At 61.8% G+C, this 2,734-nt stretch carries 3 protein-coding genes; 1 reads left to right on the top strand and 2 read right to left on the bottom strand.

Features of this window, described 5'->3' with window-relative positions; genetic code table 11:
* A partial coding sequence (locus EOA86_RS29625; protein WP_164892102.1) for an iron ABC transporter permease occupies positions 1-887 on the bottom strand: 887 nt, incomplete at its 3' end.
* Positions 877-1,959 carry an ABC transporter substrate-binding protein gene (locus tag EOA86_RS29630; RefSeq protein ID WP_245497416.1) on the bottom strand — a complete coding sequence of 361 codons (1,083 nt, stop codon included), beginning with the start codon at positions 1,957-1,959 and terminating at the stop codon, positions 877-879. The genes EOA86_RS29625 and EOA86_RS29630, both read right to left, overlap by 11 nt.
* A gap of 163 nt (positions 1,960-2,122) precedes the next feature.
* Here EOA86_RS29630 and EOA86_RS29635 point away from each other — a divergent pair.
* Positions 2,123-2,734 (top strand): class I SAM-dependent methyltransferase (locus tag EOA86_RS29635; RefSeq protein WP_164892103.1); only part of this gene is annotated, 612 nt, incomplete at its 3' end.

Genomic DNA, 2,734 nt, shown 5'->3' on the forward strand with positions numbered 1-2,734 from the left:
TCCCCGATCAGCATGCGGGCGATGTGCGGACCGACGAGCCCGATGAAGCCGATGGTGCCGACGAAGGCGACGGGAATGGCAGCAAGCAGGCTCACCATCATCATGGTTTCGAGCCTCAGGCGTGCGACCTTGACCCCAAAGCTCGCGGCCTTGTCTTCGCCTAGCCGCAACGCCGTCAGCGCCCAGGCGCGGCGCGCGAATATCGGCAGCGTTGCGATAAGGATGAGGCTGGTGATGATGAGCTTGGGCCAGGTGGCCTTGGTGAGGCTTCCCATCGTCCAGAACACGACCGCGGCGAGCGCCTGCTCCGAGGAAAGATACGCGACGAGCGACAGCAGCGCATTGAAGGTGAAGACGAGCGCGATGCCGAGAAGCACGATGGTTTCGACCGTCACGCCGCGCTTGAGACTCAGCAGGTGGATGACGAGCGCGGTCAGCATCGCCACCACGAAGGCGTTGAGCGGCACGACATATTCGATCGCGGCGGGGATGAGCGCGACGCCGAAGGCGAGCGCGAGCGCGGCGCCGAAGCTGGCCGCCGCCGAAATGCCGAGCGTGAAGGGGCTGGCGAGCGGATTATTGAGGATGGTCTGCATCTGCGCACCGGCGACCGACAGTGCTGCGCCAACGACCACGGCCATCAGCGCGATGGGAAGCCGAATTTCCCACAGTACAACGCGCACCTGAGGGGGCACGCTGGCGGGAGAAACGAGCGCGAGCACCACCTGGTCGAGGCTGTAGCTGGCAGGGCCGAGCGCAAGATCGACGCAAAGGCTCAGGAGCAGCGCCAGGGCGAGCCCTGCGAGCATAAGCTGCTTGCGCAGAACAAGTGCGCGGTAGAGGCCGCGCCCTTCCTTGGCCGATAGTGTAGCGGGTTCACTGCTCATCGGAGAGCGAGACCCAATGGCCAGGCCTGTATTCGACCGGCAAGAACTTCTCGTGCAACTCCTTGAAGGTGGCCTCAGCATCCAGATCGCCGAACAGGTCGGGATGCAGCCACTTGGCCATCTGCTGGATGGCGACGAACTGATAGGGGCTGTTGTAGAACTGGTGCCAGATGGCGTGGATCCGCCCGTTCTCCACCGCCCTGATGCCGGTGAGGGCGGGCCGCTCCGTCAGGCCCTTGAGTTTCTTCAGTGCTGCCGTTTCGTCCGCGCCGGGACCGACGCCGACCCATTTGCCACCCGGCACATAAGCCTCCCAGTTACCGCCCGTAACAATCACCTGGTCGGGATCGCTCGCGATGATCTGTTCGGGATTGAGCGCACCAAAAGTGCCCGGGATCAGATCCGCCGCGATATTCCGGCCGCCGGCCATCTCGACGAACTTGCCGAAATTGTCGTTGCCGAAGCTCATGCAGCAGTCATCGGAATAGCCCCCGGCGCGCTCGACGAAGACGGTTGGGCGCTTTGGATCCTTCTCTGCGATCACCTCGGTGACGCGCGCGATCTGCGCGGCGCGGTAGGCGATGAACTCCTCGGCCCGCTTTTCCTGGCCAAAGAGCTTGCCGATGAGGCGCATGCTCGGCTCGGTGTTGGTGAAGGGATGCTCGCGGAAATCGACATAGACCACCGGAATGCCAACGGCGGCGAGCTTTTCGATATATTGCGCGTCCTCCGTTGCCTGCTTGGACTCGATGTTCATGATCATCACGTCCGGCTGAAGCGCGATGGCCTGCTCGATGTCGAAGGTGCCGTCCTTGAAACCGCCGAAGGTCGGGATCGTGGCCATCGAGGGGAATATTTCCAGATAGACGGCGTAATTGTCGGGATCGGCCTGGGAGAAATCCTCGCGCCAGCCAACGATTCGCTTGAAGGGGTTGTCGGCATCGAGCGCGGCGATCAGGTAGATTTGCCGGCCTTCGCCGAGGATGACCTTCTCGACCGGCGTCTTCACTTCGACCTTACGGCCACTAATGTCGGTGACGGTCTCGGCGCGCGCGCCGAGGGTAAGCGGCATGAAGGCCGCGAGGGCGACCGCGGCCGCAAATATCGACTTCAAAATCATTGTGCTCTCGCAATTCAGTTTTGCCCACCCCGCTTAGAAAACTTGAATTGTCTAATCAAGTATTATCTTTTAGAGCAATTCCAATGTACCGCTTTTGGGGAGAGCGTTTCGGGCAATGACGGCTCACGCAAACTATTCGCTGCGCGACGAAATTCGGGACTATTGGTCCGATCGCGCCGAGACGTTCGACCTGCAGGTCGGCCACGAGATTTTTTCCGAGCGCGAGCGCGCTGCCTGGCATGCGCTCATAAGCAGGCACCTTGGGCCTGGAGCCGGGCGGGCGGCTCTGGATCTTGCCTGTGGGACAGGCGTCATTTCGCATCTGATGCACGATCTAGCCTTTGTGGTGACAGGCCTCGACTGGTCGGAAGCCATGCTTGCCAAGGCGCGCGCCAAGGCACAAAAACGCGGCGCCGATATCCGCTTCATCCTGAGGGATGCTGAACGGACGCTCGAGGACAGGGCGAGCTACGATGTCATCGTCACCCGTCACCTGGTCTGGACGTTGGTGGATCCGAAGACGGCCTTTGCCGAATGGTTCTCGCTGCTGAAGCCCGGCGGCAAGCTGCTGATCATCGACGGCGATTTCGTCAGCCGCAACTGGGCGATGGGTTTGCGGGAACTTTGGGAGAAGCTCACGGCCGGCAAGTCCCGGGTCTCGGACAATGACGGCGCCTCCATGGCCAGACGCCATCAGAGCATTCTTGCTCGTATCTATTTCTCGGGC

Origin of the sequence: Mesorhizobium sp. M5C.F.Ca.IN.020.32.2.1 (assembly GCF_004023105.1) — a bacterium.
In the GTDB taxonomy this organism is placed as follows: Bacteria; Pseudomonadota; Alphaproteobacteria; order Rhizobiales; family Rhizobiaceae; genus Mesorhizobium; species Mesorhizobium wenxiniae.

Bases quoted from the DNA above. Each gene is read 5' to 3' on its own strand.
- EOA86_RS29630 (WP_245497416.1), bottom strand. From the start codon at position 1,959: ATGCCGCTTACCCTCGGCGCGCGCGCCGAGACCGTCACCGACATTAGT.